The organism is Paenibacillus anseongensis, from assembly GCF_009757995.1.
Lineage (GTDB): Bacteria > Bacillota > Bacilli > Paenibacillales > NBRC-103111 > Paenibacillus_E > Paenibacillus_E chondroitinus.
This window is the reverse complement of the sequence record NZ_WSEM01000039.1, coordinates 233,911-250,847: the sequence shown is the minus strand read 5'-3', so window position 1 is coordinate 250,847 and position 16,937 is coordinate 233,911. Positions and strand designations below refer to the sequence as shown.

Below are 16,937 nucleotides of genomic sequence, written 5' to 3'. Positions count from 1 at the left end.
TGAGTTTCCTATTCTTGACTTCCTGTGAACCACAAGCAGCTTTACCGAGTGTGAACGGAAACGCGTCGCAAGTCGTAAAGCTTCGGATTTGGCTATGGCCGGGAAGCGGGCTTGAACGGCTTGTTAAGAAATATATGGCCGATCATCCCGGAGTGGATGTGGAGATTGTCAGCTTTCAGTTTGACGATGTTTTGCCGGGGCTGATGACGTCCCTTGCTACGAAAGCAGATACGCCGGATCTCGTTCTGCTTGAGGCTTCTCAACTAAATCAAGTAAAGCGTTTTCAAAATGAATTTTTTAATCTCTACGATTACGGCGATGAGAGGGTGCACTACTTGGATTGGAAGTGGCGCCAAGCTGAAAGCAAGGATGGCGGCTTTCTATTTGCGATGCCAGTGGACATCGGACCTGTTGCATTAGCGTACCGTCGGGATTTGTTTCAGATGGCAGGGCTGCCGGTCGAACGGGAGGAAGTGGCCGATTCTCTAACCAATTGGGAGCAATTGGAGCAGGCTGGCTTGGAAATCAAGAAGAAAACAGGCGCTTATCTTATCGATAATTTGGCCAACGTATTTATGAGCTATTTGAACCAGTTCGACGGTCATTACTTGACGCCGATGGATCACGAACTTGATCCGCATGTGAAAGAAGCTTGGGATCAAGCTATACGCTTCCATAAGCTCGGGTTAAATGCGGGCCTTCCGTCGCAATCTTCCGCCTGGGCTTCAGCTGCCGTAAACGGCAAGTTCGCCGTTGTCTTGGCACCCTCCTGGCTTCATGGAGCTTTCAAGAAAGTTGCCCCCTCTACCGCAGGTGTCTGGGATCTGGCCCGAGCTCCCGGACTTCCCTCGAATTGGTCAGGGACATGTCTGGCTGTTCCACGAACGAGCCGAAATCCTCATGCGGCTTATGAACTCGCTCAGTGGCTAACGGCTCCAGCACAGCAACTGGACAGCTTTATTGGCAGTGGTAATTTCCCTCCCACACCGGAGTCTTATTCGACCCGGGAGTTTCTAGAGGTGCGGGACGCTTTTTTTCATGATGCACCCGTCGGTCAGATCTACTCCTACACGGCACTTCGTTACAAAGCGGCTTACAATGATTTTGAATATGAAGGGATTGAACGAATGATAAAAGAGGGTTTGCGCCGAGTGGAATCAGAGGGTGCGGATCCAGAACATACCTGGGAGGATATCATCCGCCGATTCAAGCAGATAAATACGGGAGGTTGATCGTGATGTTTACAATTCTTGTCGTCGATGATGAAGCAAATGTGCGCCACCCGGTGTGCAGAACCCTTTCACGCTTAGATGGCGTTGGAGAAGTGCTGGATGCAGCGAATGGACTTGAGGCAATGGCTATGTTAAAGAAGCAGAAAGTCCATCTCCTTATTACGGATATCCGTATGCCTGCAGCAGATGGTCTACAGTTAGCGGAGTTTGCTCGAGAGCATTCGCCTGGAACCGATGTATACGTGCTCACGGGGCATGCAGAGTTCGATTATGCACAGAAGGCAATGGAGCACGGGGTACATGCCTATTTGCTCAAGCCATTGTCCAAGGAAAAGCTTAGAGAGGTATTTCTCGCATCGTATGAGAAGCATCGTCGCAGACAGGAATCTCAACAAGTTAATGTCATTAGAGAACGTGCGCTGCTGGAAAAGCGCCTTCATGATTTACTCCAAGGGGTACCGGTTCCAACCTTCGATGAAGGCTTGATTCCATTACACAAGAAAATCATGCTCGTTTCCTTTTCAACCAAAGACTTAAGGTCATTAGGGGAAGCTTCGGTTCGTTATTTTATAAGGGAGTGCGCGTATGAGGCATTTAGCCGTCTGGGCACAGCAGCCGTATGTCTGGAGGACCGGCTCGTCACGGTCGTGCTGTTTGCCAATCAATGCGATCAAGAGGCTTGGGAGAGGGAAGTGCAAGAGACGTCAAAGTGGATGGCGGCTAAGTTACGAATTGAGGTGAAGACAGGGTATGGGGGTGCGACGAAGGAGATCGGGGATCTAAGCTTGATGTACATACGCAGCATGATCAGTCTTGGATTTACAGAGATAACGCGTAAAGAAAGTGGCGGAGAGTCGTTCCCACCGATCATCCGAGCGCTTCTAGGATATATTCACAAAGAGTATGCGGGTGCGGCGAACTTATCCGACTTTGCCCAGCAATACCAAGTAAACCCTAATTATTTGAGCAACTTATTTCACCAGGAGACGGGGATGACTTATACGCACTATTTAACGCAACACCGTTTGACTGAGGCTAAAAAATGGTTAAGGGATACGAATTTGAAAATTTATGAAGTCTGTGAAAAAGTAGGCTACAAGGATCCCGCTTATTTCAGCCGAATCTTCAAAACGTTCGAGGGGATAGCTCCGGGGGCTTATCGGACGGTGGACGGAACTTTCCTAACTTAAGTCCAAGAAATCGAAGATGCGTTACCTATACGGGTTGTCCCCCCCTGTTTATACTAAATGTAAGGGCTTTCTTAATAGGCTCGAAATTTGAAGGGAGCGTTAATCGATGAAAAACGTGTCGAAGGGTAAGGCCTTAGGTTTGCTAATGGCTTCCGTCCTCCTTCTTAGTGCTTGCAGCAGTGGTGGAGGAGCGCCGGAAGCAGTAAAAACGGATGCGAAAGCAAGCGATGGCAAGAAAGTTCAATTGCAAATGTGGTTTTGGCAGGGGGCTTCATTCGAGAAAATCATTCCTGAGTTTAACCGCACCCATCCTAACATCGAGATCATTCCGCAAATTTACAAATGGGAAGATGCGCACAAAAAGCTTTTAACGGCGATGTCTGCCGGGTCTGGAGCTCCGGATATCGCAATGATTGATATTTCCCAGTTGGATCAGTTTCTGAAATACCCTGACAAATTTAACGACCTTAATTCCTTTGGCGCCAAGGATATGGCAAAAGACTACCTCGATTGGAAGTGGAAACAGTCCACGGTGGGCGAGAAACAGCTTGGTCTTCCTACGGACATCGGTCCGATGGTGCTCTATTATCGGCAGGATTTGTTCCAACAAGCTGGATTACCGTCCGAACCGAACGACGTTGCAGCCAAAATCAAGACATGGGATGATTTCCTAGCTGCGGGTAAAACGCTTAAAGAGAAAACGGGTGCCGATATTTTATCCAATCCAAACGAACTTTTCGGTGCTATTCGTGACCAAGGGGATGAATTGTACTTCGATAAGGATGATCAGCTCATCATTGAAAAAAATCCGCAAGTGAAGAAGGCTTTGGACTATTTTAAAAAGGCTCGTGATATGGGGATTGCTGGTAGTTACGATCAAAAGAATGCTCTTCAAGAGTATTCAGCAGCTCTCAACTCTGGCAAAATTGCCACGTACATTTCAGCCGCATGGGGCCGAGGGCATGTCGAAACCCGTGCTCCGGATACGAAAGGTAAATGGCGTGCAGCGAAAATTCCGGAAGGCACTGGCAACATGGGCGGATCTTTCCTGACCATTCCTAAGGAGTCCAAATATGCTAAGGAAGCTTACACCGCTATCAGTTGGTTGATTTCTCCTCAGCAGCAGCTCGAAGTCTTTAAACTATCCGGCAACTTCCCTTCAACTCCATCCGTATATGGGGACAAGGCTTTCACGGAAACGGGCTATGAGTTTTGGGGCAATCAGAAGCTAGGTGTGTTGTACTCTGAAGTTGCTAAGGACGTCAAAGTGCAGCGTAAAGGGCCGAACTATCAAACGGTTGCGGATATCATTGGTGACGGCATGCAGGCTGTAGCGGTAGATAAAACGAAAGACCCTGATAAAGAGTTCTGGTCACTCGTCGAGAAAGCCAAAACGAAATTGAAGAATAAATAAAGGCCAATGGGGGGCAATCTCGATTCACTAGCCCATAGCGGTGATGGAAGCGAATTGCTCCTTGTAGGTATATCTTATGAGGATAGGATGTGGAGCCGATGAAAGGGTTCAAAGCCCATCTGGCGCCCTACGTAATGATTTCTCCATTTTACATTCTCTTTATCGCTTTCAGCCTGTTTCCCATTCTGTTCTCGCTGTATCTGGCGTTTCATTCCTGGGATGGGCTTGGCCCCATGGAGTTTGTAGGGCTTCGCAATTTTCGTAATTTGTTGACGGACGATCCGGAATTTTGGACTTCTGTTGCCAACACGTTTGTCATTTGGTTTCTGTCCACCGTGCCTCAGTTGTTCGCTGCGCTCGTGATTGCCTTTTTACTTAATGCAGCCTTTATGCGGTTCAAGGATTTTTACCGGGCGGTTTATTTTCTGCCAAACATTACTTCGATTGTAGCAGTCGCTATCATCTTCGGATCGTTTTTTGGCAGCCAATTCGGTCTCATTAACGGCCTGCTGCAGGCAATAGGACTTCCTCGCATTGAATGGATCAATGATCCGTTTTGGGTGAAAGTTGCCATCTCACTTATGGTCATTTGGCGATGGTCCGGTTATAACGCAATCATCTATTTGGCGGGACTTCAGAGTATCCCGCATGATTTGTACGAAGCTGCAACCATTGACGGAGCCAGCCGCAAGCAGCAGTTCTTCAGCATTACGCTGCCGCTTCTGAAGCCAATTATTCTCTTTACCGTTATTCTCTCGACGATTGGCGGCATGCAGCTGTTTACGGAACCGCTCATTCTGGTTGGCAATACCGGAGGAGCGACGAAAGGCGGACTGACGCTGGTGTTATATCTGTATAATCAGGCGTTTGGCAACCAAATGTTCGGTTATGCTTCTGCCGTTGCATGGATGCTGTTTCTGATTATCGGCATCTTTTCGTTTGTGAATTGGAAATTCGTCTCGAGAGGGGAGGGAGTTTGATGGTGCCATCATCTTCCAAGGTTTCCTTCGGACGAGTAATTACCGCTGTTGCTGTAAAAAAGACAAGAGCGCCAGGCACCCTCTGGCTTCATGTTGTTATGATCACCGGGGCGATCCTATCCTTGTTTCCTTTCTACTGGCTGCTTGTCATGTCGACTGCGACGACGGCGGATATGTTCCGATTTCCACCTCGGCTTCTGCCTGGGGACCAACTGCTTGTCAATATTGGAAAAGTGCTTGATCATGTCGGCTTTTTCCGATCATTTGGCAATAACCTTCTTGTTGCAGGTACGCATACGGCGTTGGTGTTGTTTTTCTGTTCTCTAGCAGGATTTGCTTTTGCAAAATTCCAATTTCCAGCGAAGGCGCCGTTATTCTTCTTTTTATTAGCGACCATGATGGTGCCTCAACAGCTAGGGCTAATTCCACAATTTATTATTATGCAAAAGCTTGGCTGGATCAATGATCTCAAAGCGCTCATTGTACCAGGTGCGGCTAGCGCGTTCGGTATATTCTGGATGCGGCAGTATACGACTTCCGTCGTGCATGACGAGCTTATTAATGCAGGCCGAATAGACGGCTGTAACTCGTTTGACCTTTATTGGAGAGTCGCGCTTCCAGTACTGCGTCCAGCCCTTGCAACACTGGGAATCATTACATTTCTAGGGTCGTGGAATGATTACTTGTGGCCGCTTGTCGTCATTTCGGTGCAGGAAAAGTTTACAATTCAGATGTTAATCGCCTCTATGAATGGGGTATACAGTACCGACTACTCTATGGTTATGGCGGCTACATTAATGGCTACCGTGCCGCTCATCATTGTATTTTCGCTATTTAGCCGCCAATTTATTGCCGGTCTTATGCAAGGGTCTGTGAAAGATTAATAGTTAACAGAGTTAAACGTTCACTCTAGGAGTGGGCGTTTTTTTGTGCAGATGGTATGCCTTCAATCGTGTACAATGAGAAAAAGACAGGCAGGATGATAAGCATCCTTTTCAAAAAAATAATGAGGTGAGCATAATGAATGAGTCTGCTTCACAATTTTATGATGAACTTGCAGAAGACTACCATTTAATTTTCCAAGAATGGAGACAAGCCGTTATTTCGCAAGGGGAAACATTAAGCAGAATCATCCGTTCAAAATTCACGACTTCGGTTACAGAAGAAATCACATTGTTGGACTGTTCTTGCGGGATTGGCACACAGGCAATAGGCTTGGCATTAAACGGATTTAAAGTGACTGCGACAGATTTAAGTCCAGTGTCCGTAGAAAGAGCGAAAAAAGAGGCTATGTCTTTTGGAGTAGAATTAAGTGGAGGAGTAGCTGATTTTCGAACGTTGGACAAAGACGTTTCCGGAATGTTTCATATCGTTCTGTCGGCCGATAACGCGATCCCTCACCTTCTTGCGGATGAAGATCTGCTTAAAGCTGCTAGTAATATGTATAATAAAATGGAAAATAATGGATTAATCCTGATTACAATAAGAGATTATGATGAATTAGTAAAATCGAAGCCAAAAGCTACGGAACCCCGTATCTTTGATCAGGGAAAGCGCATTGTTTTTCAAGTGTGGGACTGGGAAGAGGATTCAGCTACTTATTTGACTAATCACTTTATTATGCAAGAAATTGACGGCGTGTGGAAAACTAAGCATAATAAAACGAGATACAGAGCTTTGCTGCGAGAGGAATTTAGTCGTATTTTGACGCAAGCGGGATTCTCTTCCATCGAATGGCTGATGCCAGCCGAAACAGGGTATTACCAGCCGATTGTCACTGCGCGAAAAAAATAAAAGAGTAAAAGGATGGTGCAGATGTCTCAACCACTAGTCTATGTTCGGTTCCCTGAAGAAGCGGACATTGCACAGATTATTGCAATGAACAAGCGCAACAGGGAGTTTTTCGAGCAATTTTCTCCAAGCAATTCAGATGACTATTACACGGAGGAGCACATGCTCCAATCGATGAATAAAAGCAGGATCGATCGCATGGAGGATCGGAAATATTCCTTCGTGATATGCCAAACGGAAGATGATAAGATCGTCGGTACCATCGGACTCACGTATGTCGTGCGGGGACCACTGCAAAGCTGCATGATTGGCTACAATTTGGACCAGGCGGCTAACGGCAAGGGTTATATGACGGAAGCAGTAAAACAAGTGGTACGTTATGCGTTCGAGGAATTGAGGATTCACCGGATTATTGGCGAAGCTTCTCCTAAGAATCCTGGTTCAATTCGCGTGCTAGAGAAGGCCGGGTTCCACAAGGAAGGGATCTCACGCAGCAATGTGAAGATCAATGGCGTGTGGGAGGATCATCAAGTTCTGGCTATTATTAATCCCAATCCGGATATTTAGATTATTATATATGAAGTTCAGACCCATGCTGTGGGTCTTTTTTTGCTCTTTATCTTATGGCCAGATATGCGGGAAAATAGGGGGTTGACTTGGAGTTAACTCCAAGGGGTAGACTAGTTTTGTAGAAGATGATATGAATTTGAAAGTGAGGAACAATCAAATGGACTATGTGAAACTTGGGAATACGGGTTTGGATGTGTCACGGATTTGTCTAGGGTGTATGAGCTTTGGTGTTGCAGAGCGGTGGGTTCATCCCTGGGTGCTTGATGAAGAGCGGAGCCGTCCTATTATCAAAAGGGCGTTGGAGCATGGTATTAACTTTTTTGATACGGCGAATGTGTATTCAGATGGTACCAGCGAGGAAATCGTTGGACGCGCACTGAAGGATTATGCCAATCGGGATGAAATTGTTCTTGCGACGAAGGTTCATTTCCGTATGCATCAAGGTCCGAATGGTGCCGGTCTTTCCCGTAAAGCGATCATGAGTGAAATCGATAAGAGTCTTAAGCGATTAGGAACAGATTATGTAGATCTGTATCAAATTCATCGCTGGGATTACAACACACCAATTGAAGAAACGATGGAAGCCCTGCATGATATCGTTAAGGCTGGAAAGGCAAGATACATTGGCGCTTCCGCGATGTACGCCTGGCAGTTCCTGAAGGCATTACACACGGCTGAGAAAAATGGATGGACCCGATTTGTATCGATGCAAAATCATTTGAACCTCATATACCGTGAAGAGGAGAGGGAGATGCTGCCGCTTTGCAGGGAAGAGAAAATCGGCGTCATTCCATATAGTCCCCTTGCTTCAGGACGATTGACACGTGACTGGTCGGAAGCGACGCATCGTTCCGAAACCGATCAAGTTCAGAAATCAAAATATGATGCTACGGCAAATACGGATAAACTCATTGTTGAGCGTGTTGCGGCAATCGCCGAGCAGCATGGTGTCCCAAGGGCGCAAATCGCGCTTGCCTGGTTGTTGCAGAAAGAGCCAGTAACAGCGCCTATTATTGGCGCAACGAAAATGTCAAATCTTGAAGACGCTGTAGCGGCGCTTTCCATTTCGCTAACACGTGAAGAAGTTGCTTCACTCGAAGAGCCGTATGTTCCTCATCGGGTCATTGGTGCAGTTTGATTAATCTAAAGACCGAGAAAGGGGGGCGAGCAAGATGTTAATAGCCGAAGCAAGTGAAAAATTTGACTTGTCACAAGATACACTTCGTTACTATGAACGAGTCGGACTTATTCCGAGAGTGAATCGGACTAAAAGCGGAATCAGGGATTATACGGAAGAAGATTGCAGATGGGTTGAATTTATTAAATGTATGCGAGGTGTAGGTCTTCCAGTTGAAGTTTTGATCGAGTACGTAGCGTTGTTTCAACAGGGAGATGAGACGAAAGAAGCTAGAAAAGAGCTCCTCGTTGAGCAGCGTAAGCAGCTCAGAACAAGGATGGAAGATATGAAAAATGTGTTGGAACGCCTGGATGATAAAATTACGAGATATGAACAAACCATTGCGGCAAGAGAAAGAACACTAAATAGAGCGTTAGACTAGTCTTGCATCTATGAGAAACCACATGCGACAACTTTCTATTCTTACTATATAATAGTAGTTGAAAACGTTTCCGAGAGGGGCTGTAGCTGTGGGTAGAAACGATCGATTAGGCGAGCGGTTGACTCCGCTGTTGAAAAGCTTTAAGGAGAAAGGGCCAGTTGGCTGTGCCTGCACGGTCGTACACCGGGGAGAAGTGATCTACCAGGAAACCCTGGGGTATGCGGATTTGGACAAAAAGCAAGAGATCAATCTTAACACCGTTTACCGTATTTATTCCATGACCAAAGTAGTGACCTGTGTTGCAGCACTCATGCTTTATGAGAAAGGCCTTTACTTGCTAAACGATCCGCTAGGTGATTACTTGCCAGAATTTCAAAACCCACAGGTGTACAAGTACAATGATTTCGGTGTGAAGACATTGGTCCCGGCGGGAGCTCCAATCCGGATCAAGGATCTGTTTATGATGACTTCCGGAATTACATATGGCGGAGACGGCAACGAAACGGAACGCCAAACGCGTGCGAAATTAGAAAAAGCGGCTGAGACCATGGATACTCGAACGGCGGTCAAAGCGATCGCCTCCGTACCGCTCGCTTTTGAGCCCGGTACCCGTTGGAAATACGGCATGAGCCACGATGTTCTTGCCGCATTGATTGAAGTGCTGTCAGGCCAAAAGTTCGGTGAATTTCTGGAGAAGGAAATTTTCGAGCCACTCGGCATGAAGGATACTTCCTTCCATATTCGAGAGGATCAGCGTGACCGACTATGCACGATGTATGATTGTGCTGCAGATGGCACAATGACGCCAAACACTAGACTGGATGCCTGCTATCAGCCGGATTGTCAGTTGGAGAGCGGAGGAGCAGGGCTGCTTTCGACAATTGGCGATTACAGCAAATTTGCGCAAGTACTTGCAAATGGCGGCGCATTAGATGGAGTTCGAATCTTAAGCCCAAAAACCGTTCAATTAATGGCCACGAATCATTTGAATGCTCAACAGCTGCGAGATTTCGACTGGACGCAAATGAGCGGCTATGGCTATGGCCTCGGCGTCCGCGTCTTGCTGGATCCTGCGGCTGGCGGAAACAACGGTTCAATCGGTGAATTCGGTTGGGCAGGTATGGCAGGATCCTATTTGCTAATCGATCCCAAAGAAGAGCTTTCTATTGTCTATATGCAGCAGTTGCTTCCGAGCCGCGAGCCTTTTATTCATCCGCGGATACGGTCTGTTGTTTATGGGGCGATGGAGTGAGGATTCTCAGCGTGTAAAAAAGAGGCGACCCAAGGTCATTACAATGACCGAAGGATTGCCTCTTTTTATTAGGCAAACTTATTCGACAATATTGATCGTCACTTCGATGTTGCCTCTCGTTGCTTTGGAGTAAGGGCATATTTGATGAGCCGCTTCGGCAAGCTCTCTGGCCACTTGTTGGTCAACCCCGTCAACGGTTACATCGAGTTCTGCGGATAACTGAAATCCGCCATCGTCCGTTTTGTTAATTGTAATATGGGCCGTTACTTGTGTGCCCTCTACTTTGATGCCTTTTTGGCGAATCGCCAGATTCAGTGCGCCATCGAAACAAGCGGAATAACCTGCCGCAAAAAGTTGCTCCGGGTTCGTGCCATGGCCGCCTGGTCCCCCGAGCCCTGTTGGCGTTTTGAGTTCAAGGGAGATGACTTGGTCGGAAGAGACCACTTTGCCGCTTCTTCCTCCGACGGCTGTTACGGTTGCTGTGTAGAGGCTTTGCATGTTGATTTGCTCCTTATGTACATGATTAATGTAAGTCCCCTATACATTTCCCGAAAAAAGTGGATATTATGAGAAAATTTTCTTCATTTTTAACCTATGTTTGTTTGCCTTGTAGATATGGTAATTACGGCCAATTGTGACTTAAAACACAGCTGGTTGGCGAATAAACTATACGTATAAGGAGGAAATCGTCCATGAATAACCTTGCAAACCTTGCAAATCGATATAGGATCGTTCAACCGCTTAAGCAAATGACGAATGGACAGATCGTAAGAGGGAAGGATGTAACCTCTGAGCGGGATGTTCTTTTATATATATTTCAAGAAAGTGATGCATTAGCGCACGAGGAAGTTTTACGTTGGATGAGAAAAGCGTCGCAGATCTCCAACGAGTTTTTCATGCAGATGCTGGACTTCGGTTCGGAAGAGGGAACGTTATATGCTGTACTTCGAGCGGAGTCGGGAAGTTTATTATCCGATCGGCTGAACGATGTGGAGATAACCGGGAACAAAGCACTTACGTATGTACACGAGTTGGCTATCGCTATTCGAGAAGCACAACTGAAACAGCAGTTGGCTTATTCGGTTGATGTGAATAATCTCTGGATTACAGATCACGGTAAACTGCGGATCATGAATCGCTGGACGGAGGGGAGCAACGGGAGGCGCGGTGCACCGGGTCTGGGTTTGCTGCTTTATCAGCTGGCTGCGAAAAGCGATATTCCAACGTCCTCAATGAGTGCTTACTCATTTGAGATGGGTTTGTTATTTGCTGACATGGCAGAAGCAAAACGGGAACGTGCCGTTGCATTAGCCTGTAAGGCGTACGAAGGCTTGTGCACGCTTGAAGATTTTCGGCTGGAGCTGGAGATAATCCTTGGTATTTCTGGCGAGAAGCGAGAACTTCATGATCAATCCTATGCCAAACCTTCCACATTTAGTGAGAAAAAGGCTATTCGCAAATGGCCATTGATCGCGTTCGCCGGAGTCTGTGTACTTGTTTTGGTCCTCTTTTTATCGATGCGTCCGCACGAGGACTATGCGAACGATGCGAAGAAGCCGACGACTGCTATGACCGATCCCGCATCGGTATCGACAAGTGTGGAAGATTCGTCGAAATCATCTGCAGCGCCAACACCCGATCGTACTCTCACACCGTCGGCTAAGCCAGTAGATGCCCAAAATCAGCCGAGTCCTGCTGGCGATAGCGCGGAACAAGATGATCACGGCGTCGTTCCGGATTTGGTCAATCGAACGAAGGAGGAGGCAGAGAAGATGGCTTTGGACGCAGGTCTTCGTTACGAGTTTTTCTTGGAGTCGAGCAGCGCAGCCCAGGGAACCGTATTCAAGCAAGACATCCCACCAGGAACTGCGATTCATAATGGTGACCGTATTACGTTTTGGGTCAGCAAGGGGTTGTAACGGGAACTTAATTGTACTCGTAAACTTCTAACATTTATTTCCGCAACCCTTCTTTCCTAATTTCGGAAGGGTTTTTTCCTCTTACTTTTTTGAACTGCCTGCTGAAGAAAGACAAGTCCTTGTATCCCAACGCTTCGGCGACTTCAGAAGCATTCATCCCGTTATAGCGCAGCAAGTGTTCGGCCCGTTCAATGCGCGTTTGGATGATATATTGTTCCAGCGATATTCCCATAATTTCTTTGAATTTGAGCGAAAAATAGCGCGGGGATAAGTTGGCATTCTCCGCCAATGATTCCATCGAATGTGGAATGCCCGGTGTCTGACGAATACGGTGAGCAAGCATCCGAATGAGCGAAGTTGTATGATCGGCTGGATGCAAGGCCGGCTGCTCTTCTTCGCGTTTTAACTGCATCAGCATCAAGGTTAACAATAGTTTTCCCTCTTTGGCGGAATCTTTCGTGTTCTCCAACATGGCTTCAACATAACGATTGAGATAAGTTTCGAAGACGAATCGATCCTTCACAGTATGAGTACCAGATGGCATTGACGGCAGTAATTGTTGATAGTCAGCCAAAGAAAAATGAATATAAGTGACGGTTAATGGCTGCTGCGGATCATGGCTAGCTGCTGTTCGGTCCCCCGGTCTGAATACGAAACATGTTCCGCCTATGATGGATGATGTCAATCCGTTTCGCAGCATCGTGCCCGAACCGCTCCAGGCATACCAGAGATCGAAATCCTCCAAAGGCTGCTGCCGAGTATCCCATTTCCAAGTCCGTTCGCATGTGACTTTGCCGAAGTTGCTGTTTAAGCCGAATTGTGAGGTGAATTCCACGTTCAAGTTTCTCCTTTAAGTAGAAAAGTACAAAGATTTCAACCTGTAGTGAATTCATTTTACACTGATTTCTAAGTAATATGAAGTTATTCAAGGTATCTATAGTACAAACATTTGAAGGAGATGTTTTAATATGCTGCATCCGTTTATGGGGATCGAACAGTGGGATCGAATTGGATTATCCGTTGAGGAGTCGGCTAAGCGTCTTCAGCGCATTGCATACGTTGATCGGCGTTGTATGAATCTCGAAGCGGGACACATGACGGCACGGCCTGAATATGAGGTAAAAGGAGCATTAGCTCGGTTCACCTGGCAGGATGCCGAATTTTATAACCAGTTCCGCAACCGCTGCAAGCAGCTTCGAATGGGCGTGAGAGCATTTGAGAAGTGCCCGGATGATGCATTAGATCTGTTGATGACGACAATTTTGGAATCGTCCAATACGCTAAACTTGCTGGTCGCTTTATTTGAGGTGCTGAAGCCAGCATCAATCAATGCGGTGAACAGGTATCTATCTGAAGCTCAACCCCTCGTGGATGAACCGACGATCCATCTTTTGCAGCATCAGCTCAGCGACCGCAAAGGGCAAATGGTTTGGGGCGAGCAGGCGATTGCTCACTTTATGGCATCCGCCAGCGGGGATGAGGTAGAGAGTGCAGAGCGCTGGAAGCAGTATATTCAAGCGCTGCTGCAAGCAGCTGGGGGCATTGATGGATGCGAGGATCGGATACCGGTGAATCCGAGCTTGATTGTGGAGTCGGAACCTTTTCAGCTCCCTATTGCGAGCACTAGAGATGATCGGTTTCAAACGTCAGTCGTCAAAATGAAGGGCATGACATTAGAAGACAATGATGAAGGGCGTTTTCTTCAAATGATGCTTTCCCGTTACTTCGAGATGTCGCCTGCCGAAGGTGTCGCTTATGTGCACTTTTCTACGGAAGGGAAGCCGTGGTCGTTTTACTACGACACCGCTAGACATTGTTGGGACGAGGTCAGGCACTGCTGGTTCGGAGAAGCGGCTCTGCGGAGTAAGGGCTACGATGTCCATGCCATCCCGAATTGGACGGGCTGGTATGATATGACCAGTCAATTGTTCAATAGGGATGAAGCATATACGCATTTAACCATTGCCATAGAAAAAGCGGCGATGAAATATCCACCGGGAAAAAGAGAAGAGTGGGAATTCTGCCGGGATGTCGTGCAGGACCCGTTAATGACGACTTTCCAGGACTTCGATTGGGCCGATGAGGTGGTTCATGCCGGGTTCGGGCAGAAATGGATAATTGATGAACTGTTTCAGGGCGACAACGTGAAAGCCTTGGATGCAGCAGAGGTTACTGTGGCGAAACGAGCCGTTTACATGGACAACTTCGATAAAGATGGGAATGTGCCGCCGCCGAGCCGCTTTGCCGGCAATTATTAAGGAGCAATCGAGGCTGTCGATCGACGTCGAGAAGGGTTCCCTTCTGATAAAATCGGCAGCCTTTATCTTTGATATTCCTTGGGAGTGAAGCCGGTCATCTGTTTAAAAATTCGGCTGAAGTAAAACTGATCGAGGTAACCGACACGTTCGCCAACTTCTTTAATCGTTAAATTGCGATAATGCGTTAACAGATATTTGGCCTCATTAATGCGCAGTGTCATCAGGTAGCGGGAGGGAGGTTCGGAGGTGTATTTAATAAAAATTTTGCTTAGATACGAAGCTGTGAAATTGAAATGCCGTGCAATTTGCTCAAGGCTTAGCTCTTTGGTGAAGTTTTCGCGCATAAACTCACGGATAAGTTGAACGATATCCTCTGGATTTTGTGTTGTTTGCATGTTCAAACCTTTTAAATGGTCCTGAAACTGAGCTCTCTCATTCTCAATAAGCGAAATGTTCCGTGAGAGCACGCGCTGCAACTCCTCCGTTGAAACGGGTTTGAGCAGATAATCTTTGACATTATACTGCATAGCCTCCTTGGCGTAGGCGAAATCGGCATAGCCGCTGGCAATGATTTTGCGAATGCGAGGAAAGTAGCTGTCTAGCGACTTGATAAGCTCTAGCCCATCCATAACGGGCATGCGAATATCCGTCACGATAAGATCAGGCTGATCTTGACGCACCAGCTCAAGCGCTTCTTTGCCGTCTTGCGCAGCCCCTATGACTTTTACCGTACCGCAAAGGTTCTCAATTCGCTTAACAAGATTATTACGAATCAAATCCTCATCTTCGACGACAATGACCTTAACTGACAGCCGTTCCTCCATGACCATGATGTTCGTTGATACCTCCTTGCGAAAGTGTTCCGCCAATCATGACGGTCGCGCCTTGCCCGTCGTTTACAATCCTGAAAATAGTATCGTTACCGTACATCAGTTTCATGCGGATATAAATATTTAAAAGTCCCATCCCGTTTAGTTGGAGTAAAGGAAGTACATTTGTTTTATCAATCTCTTTGATTTTTCCATGAAGAACATGCAAGCTTTCCTCACTAAAACCTTCTCCCGTATCGGCAACTTCAACTTGCCAATGGTTACCTGAGATTGTCCCTCTCACATGGATCGTCCATGGCGGCTGATGTTTGGTTGCAAATTTGAGCGCATTTTCCACTAATGGTTGGATAATAAGCTTTGGTATTCGCAGTTCTGTAAGCTGCTCATCGATGTCAAATTCGAAATGAAGCTTACGCCCGAAGCGGATTTGATTGATTTCCAAATATTTTCGGGTATGCAGAACTTCCTCCTTGAGAGCGACCAGGGAACCGTCTGCCGAGAAATAACGAAGAAAGTCGGACATATTTTCTGTCATGGCAACGATTTCCGCGTTCATATTTTCCTGCGCCATAACCTGGATTGTCGTTAGGGTATTATACAGAAAATGCGGATTCATCTGCGTCTGCAGAGCAATCAGTTTCGCTTGCAGTTCTTGGTGCTGCGACATTAGCAATTCATCCATGGATTGCTTTAGCCGCGTACTCATCTTCATGAACGACCAATACAACTGGTCCAGTTCGTTTAATCCGCTATTTAACTGAGGTACAGCAACACGTTCACTGCCTAGGTCTTCCAGTCGCATGGTTCGCATGGAACGATGAATTTTTTGAATCGGCATTGTAATCCGCTTTGCCGCAAGAAAGGATAGTAAAATAGCCAACAGCAGAATGACAAGGGCTACTAGCACCGTGCGCTTAGCAAAGGTAAAAAGAGGCGACAGCAACTTGCTTTCAGATACGATAATGACCGTACTGAGCCCAGTGAAGTCGGAGTAATGCAGTGATAACAGCGCTTTTTCCCCCGTATCCTGATTGTAAAAGATTTGGTCTTTGGCTGTACCATCCGCTCCCTTATATTGCATATAGGGCAAATATCGTTCTTTATCTGCATTGGTGGGATAGATGATTTCGTTAGCATTATTGTAAACGAGGACTTTAGCTTGGTAGGGATTGCGTTCAGTAAAATCAATAGCGCTTTTGAAAATGCGATTAAAGTACTGCTTAACTTCGATAATCCCCATTGGCGTATTGTAGTTATCGTAGAAAAGACGGAACAAGGAGATCGAAAATTGCTTCTCTTGAGAGGAGATGAAACGTGACATTTCCTCGTCGGGGACAGGAAGAGCAATGTATTTTCCAGCTGCGTTATTTATCACTGTGTTAAACCAAGGCTTATCTTGGGGGACATAGCTTCGTTCTCCATTATCAAAGCCGTTGCCATATACTTTGCTTTTGAAATCATACAAATACAGCTGTTCAACAGGCCGAGATGGACCGATTGCAGCCGTGAGGATGTCAGTCAATTCTTTGGCATTTTGCACAGATTTCTCAGCGCTGGTTGCACTAACGTTCTCTCGTTGCTTCGCTCCCGAGTTGGTTGTGAGGGAAAGATAGCTTTGAAAATGATTTTTCACGAGATTGGAGTACATCACATTCAGCGAAACATCATTTAATTTATGAAACTCGGAATCAATGTTGTCTTGCATGGACTGTCCCATGCTTTCCAAGGTATCTGTCGCATTCTTCCGCAGCAGATCGGAAGCCCATAGATAGAACCAGGCAACCAAAACGGTGAACACGATAACGATAATGAACGAGTAGGTGGAGAAAAGAATCGAGCGTATGTTGCGGTGTTTAGTCCACATAACCTGCCTCCAAGCGGGCGGTGTGCCTTTGTTGTTTTCATTTTCCATCGGGCCGACCGTTTTGTCAAAGCTTTTCTT

General features: G+C 46.6%; 16 protein-coding genes. 12 read left to right on the top strand and 4 right to left on the bottom strand.

Features of this window, described 5'->3' with window-relative positions; genetic code table 11:
* Positions 1-50 precede the first annotated feature (50 nt).
* The 10 genes from GON05_RS36370 to GON05_RS36325 all read left to right on the top strand — a co-directional run bounded on the left by GON05_RS36370 (position 51) and on the right by GON05_RS36325 (position 9,988).
* Positions 51-1,232: an ABC transporter substrate-binding protein gene (locus GON05_RS36370; protein ID WP_338114255.1), complete on the top strand. Its 1,182-nt coding sequence runs from the start codon at positions 51-53 to the stop codon at positions 1,230-1,232.
* Positions 1,233-1,237: 5 nt separating this feature from the next.
* On the top strand, positions 1,238-2,422 hold the full coding sequence (locus GON05_RS36365) for a response regulator transcription factor (protein WP_157326358.1): 1,185 nt from the start codon (positions 1,238-1,240) through the stop codon (positions 2,420-2,422).
* A gap of 106 nt (positions 2,423-2,528) precedes the next feature.
* The gene (locus GON05_RS36360) at positions 2,529-3,836 is read left to right on the top strand and encodes an ABC transporter substrate-binding protein (RefSeq protein ID WP_157326357.1); all 1,308 of its coding nucleotides are present in this window, start codon (positions 2,529-2,531) and stop codon (positions 3,834-3,836) included.
* A 98-nt stretch (positions 3,837-3,934) separates the two neighbouring features.
* A complete protein-coding gene (locus GON05_RS36355) occupies positions 3,935-4,816 on the top strand; it encodes a carbohydrate ABC transporter permease (protein WP_157326356.1) in 882 nt (293 codons plus the stop codon).
* Positions 4,817-4,914: 98 nt separating this feature from the next.
* Entirely contained in the window at positions 4,915-5,700 is a 786-nt protein-coding gene (locus GON05_RS36350) for a carbohydrate ABC transporter permease (protein WP_246239790.1), read from the top strand.
* Positions 5,701-5,836: 136 nt separating this feature from the next.
* Positions 5,837-6,610 (top strand): class I SAM-dependent methyltransferase, encoded by a 774-nt coding sequence (locus tag GON05_RS36345; protein ID WP_157326354.1) that lies wholly within the window; start codon positions 5,837-5,839, stop codon positions 6,608-6,610.
* A 21-nt stretch (positions 6,611-6,631) separates the two neighbouring features.
* Positions 6,632-7,174, top strand: coding sequence for a GNAT family N-acetyltransferase (locus tag GON05_RS36340; protein WP_157326353.1), 543 nt, complete (start codon positions 6,632-6,634; stop codon positions 7,172-7,174).
* Between the two features lie 160 nt (positions 7,175-7,334).
* The gene (locus GON05_RS36335) at positions 7,335-8,315 is read left to right on the top strand and encodes an aldo/keto reductase (protein WP_157326352.1); all 981 of its coding nucleotides are present in this window, start codon (positions 7,335-7,337) and stop codon (positions 8,313-8,315) included.
* Positions 8,316-8,349: 34 nt separating this feature from the next.
* Positions 8,350-8,736: a MerR family transcriptional regulator gene (locus GON05_RS36330; RefSeq protein ID WP_157326351.1), complete on the top strand. Its 387-nt coding sequence runs from the start codon at positions 8,350-8,352 to the stop codon at positions 8,734-8,736.
* 88 nt (positions 8,737-8,824) lie between these two features.
* Positions 8,825-9,988, top strand: a complete 1,164-nt coding sequence (locus GON05_RS36325; protein WP_181646462.1) for a serine hydrolase domain-containing protein — start codon at positions 8,825-8,827, stop codon at positions 9,986-9,988.
* A gap of 78 nt (positions 9,989-10,066) precedes the next feature.
* Here the strand turns inward: GON05_RS36325 and GON05_RS36320 are convergent, their stop codons facing one another.
* Complete coding sequence (locus GON05_RS36320) at positions 10,067-10,486, bottom strand: organic hydroperoxide resistance protein (RefSeq protein ID WP_157326349.1); 420 nt, start codon at positions 10,484-10,486, stop codon at positions 10,067-10,069.
* Positions 10,487-10,680: 194 nt separating this feature from the next.
* On the opposite strand from GON05_RS36320, the gene GON05_RS36315 reads away from it, so the two are divergent.
* The gene (locus GON05_RS36315; protein ID WP_157326348.1) at positions 10,681-11,907 is read left to right on the top strand and encodes a PASTA domain-containing protein; all 1,227 of its coding nucleotides are present in this window, start codon (positions 10,681-10,683) and stop codon (positions 11,905-11,907) included.
* A gap of 34 nt (positions 11,908-11,941) precedes the next feature.
* Here GON05_RS36315 and GON05_RS36310 read toward each other — a convergent pair whose 3' ends face one another.
* On the bottom strand, positions 11,942-12,742 hold the full coding sequence (locus GON05_RS36310) for a helix-turn-helix domain-containing protein (protein WP_309492012.1): 801 nt from the start codon (positions 12,740-12,742) through the stop codon (positions 11,942-11,944).
* Positions 12,743-12,875: 133 nt separating this feature from the next.
* On the opposite strand from GON05_RS36310, the gene GON05_RS36305 reads away from it, so the two are divergent.
* Complete coding sequence (locus GON05_RS36305) at positions 12,876-14,165, top strand: hypothetical protein (RefSeq protein ID WP_157326346.1); 1,290 nt, start codon at positions 12,876-12,878, stop codon at positions 14,163-14,165.
* Between the two features lie 62 nt (positions 14,166-14,227).
* On the opposite strand, the gene GON05_RS36300 is transcribed toward GON05_RS36305, so the two are convergent.
* Positions 14,228-14,995 (bottom strand): response regulator transcription factor, encoded by a 768-nt coding sequence (locus GON05_RS36300; protein ID WP_157326345.1) that lies wholly within the window; start codon positions 14,993-14,995, stop codon positions 14,228-14,230.
* On the bottom strand, positions 14,967-16,859 hold the full coding sequence (locus GON05_RS36295; protein WP_181646461.1) for a sensor histidine kinase: 1,893 nt from the start codon (positions 16,857-16,859) through the stop codon (positions 14,967-14,969). The genes GON05_RS36300 and GON05_RS36295 overlap by 29 nt, the downstream gene beginning before the upstream one ends.
* Between the last annotated feature and the right edge of the window lie 78 nt (positions 16,860-16,937).